We start from the raw sequence: 2,374 nt of genomic DNA on the forward strand, positions 1-2,374 counted from the left end.
AGAGGGTCTCATACTCCTGTGTGCTTTGATCGCATAAACGACTTTTTGTGAGTATTTGATACTCATGATAGACCTCTGAGGGCTCGGTAAAATCAAATCCCGAAAATCCAAGTGCTTTCGCAACATCACACACGATACTCATATCGCTTTTTGCCCCATCAGGGGCAGGTTTAAAGGCTCTGACACGTTTGATAAAGCGTTCCGAATTGGTCATACTCCCCTCTTTTTCGCCCCACGCGGCACTCGGGAGGACAAGATTTGCGAGAGAGGCGGTTTCGCTCAGTACACAATCTTGGACAACTAAAAAAAGATCGTTTTGCAAAAGTGCAGAGCGGGTTTTAGAAACATCGGGGAGGGTGAGGAACGGGTTCGTGCAGGCAACCCATAACAAACGGATATCATTGTGCAAAATCTTTTCGATAGCATCGGTGATAGTGATCCCTATTTCTGAAGAGATCGAATTTGAGGAGAGGTTCCAATGGCGCTCACATACTTCACGATCCTGAGGGTTACGGACATCACGGTATCCGGGTAAGCCATTAGAGAGGTAGCCCACTTCACGTCCCCCCATGGCATTAGGCTGACCGGTGAGAGAGAATGGAAGCCCTTTGTTGGCGTTGATCCGTCCTGTGGCGAGAAAGAGGTTGATGAATCCGAGATTGCGCATAACGCCATCTACGGCTTGATTAAGTCCCTGACACCATAATCCCAGAATCTTTTTGTCCGATCCGAAAAGTTCCACAAGGGTTGAAGCATCTTTGAGGGAAAGCCCGCATAAGGCAATGGCATCGCTAAACGGGATTTTAAGTGCTTCGGTGAGGGTTAGCTCAAATCCTTCGCTGCAGCGGTCGATAAAATCCAAATCGCATCCCCCTTTTCGATACAGTTCTCCCAAAAGGGCATTGTAGAACATCGTATCGCTTCCGCTGTGAAGTCCCAGCCATAGATCTGCTTTCTCGGCGGTTTCGGTACGGATCGGATCGATAACGATGATTTGGGTTTCGGGATGGGATTTTTTACGTGCCATAATACGGCGGTGGAGAATCGGGTGTGCCCATGCGGGGTTTGAACCGCTGATGAGGATGACATCGGCATCGTCGATATCGGCGTAATTTCCGATGGCTCCATCACTTCCGAACGCCATTTTGTGGGCGATGACGGCACTTGCCATACACAATCGTGAGTTCGCATCGACGTTGTTCGTTCCCAAATATCCTTTGATCAGTTTCGTAAAGAGATAGCTCTCCTCGGTGAGGAGTTGTCCTGAGAGGTAAAAATAGAGGGCTTCAAGGGGAAGAGATTTAATCTGATCGGCTAAAATGCAGATCGCATCCTCCCACGATATTTCGCAGAAGGGGTCGGTTTTACGGGATCGGTACAGCGGAGTGGTGAGGCGGTTGGCATCGAGTCCTTTTGCCATTTGGATCGGTTTGAAACACAAATCTCCGTGGGTAGAAAGATTGGTTTTATCTCCCTTCACTTTTATACCTTTATCGGTACATTCGACGCTCAAGCCGCATCCCGTCCCGCAAAACGGGCATCCTGTAGCGATCGGCTCAATCATAGTACAATCCGATCAAAGCTATGAAAATCGGCTCCGCCTTCATGTAGGATTGCATAATTATGGCGCACGATATCGGCGATTTCACTGATCTCATAGTGGGAGCGTAGACGTTTGATAAACTGCTCCAAACTTTCACCATCGAATCGAGTATCCCGATAGAGTTTTATTAACTCCGCTACGTAGTGGGGTGCCTCTTCGAGAGTGATCCCTTTTAGAAAGAGTTTCGCCTCTTCGTCATTGTGGCTGAGACTGCCGCCGAGGAAGATATCGACCCCAAGTGTCGTTTTCCCATCACGAGGAACTTTACACCCCACAAATCCCAAATCTCCCGCACCGTGGATGCCGCACCCTTTGATACACGCTGACCAATAGAGGCGTACTTTGGCATTTTCAATCGGGACAGCGCTGCTTAAAAATTCGCTCATGGCAATCGCATCGGATTTTCCGGGGATAACCCCAAAGGGGCAGTGCTCGCTTCCGGCGCACGCGATGAGGTTCGCCATATAGGGCGATGGTCGGTTGGGGTATTTCGAAAACAGCGAAGATGACAGTGCTTCCTCTTCATTGCTGATCTCTGTCAGAATCAAATTTTGCTCGATAGTGAGGCGGATGGCTCCGTTTTGGGATTCGGCGATTCGGGCGGCTTCCATCAAATCGCTGCCGCTAAAGACTCCGCTAGGGACGGCGGCATAGAGGGCGAGCGTTCCCTCTTTGAGCACGATACGGCCGTAGTGATCTCCCCCCTCGGCATCGCACAGTGTTCTCCCCGCTAGAGGCATATCGTGTCCCAGCGATTCGATAATGGCGCTG

At 50.0% G+C, this 2,374-nt stretch carries 1 protein-coding gene and 1 pseudogene; both read right to left on the reverse strand.

All coding sequences use genetic code 11. The annotated features are described in order from the left end of the window. The coding region (locus A2517_RS00285; protein WP_294893359.1) for a molybdopterin-dependent oxidoreductase at positions 1–1,564 on the reverse strand (1,564 nt) is incomplete at its 3' end. Continuing rightward, positions 1,561–2,374: pseudogene (locus A2517_RS00290) on the reverse strand (ferredoxin--nitrite reductase); the annotation flags it as partial. The pseudogene A2517_RS00290 and the gene A2517_RS00285, both read right to left, overlap by 4 nt.

The organism is Sulfuricurvum sp. RIFOXYD12_FULL_44_77, from assembly GCF_001830725.1.
GTDB classification, from domain to species: domain Bacteria; phylum Campylobacterota; class Campylobacteria; order Campylobacterales; family Sulfurimonadaceae; genus Sulfuricurvum; species Sulfuricurvum kujiense_A.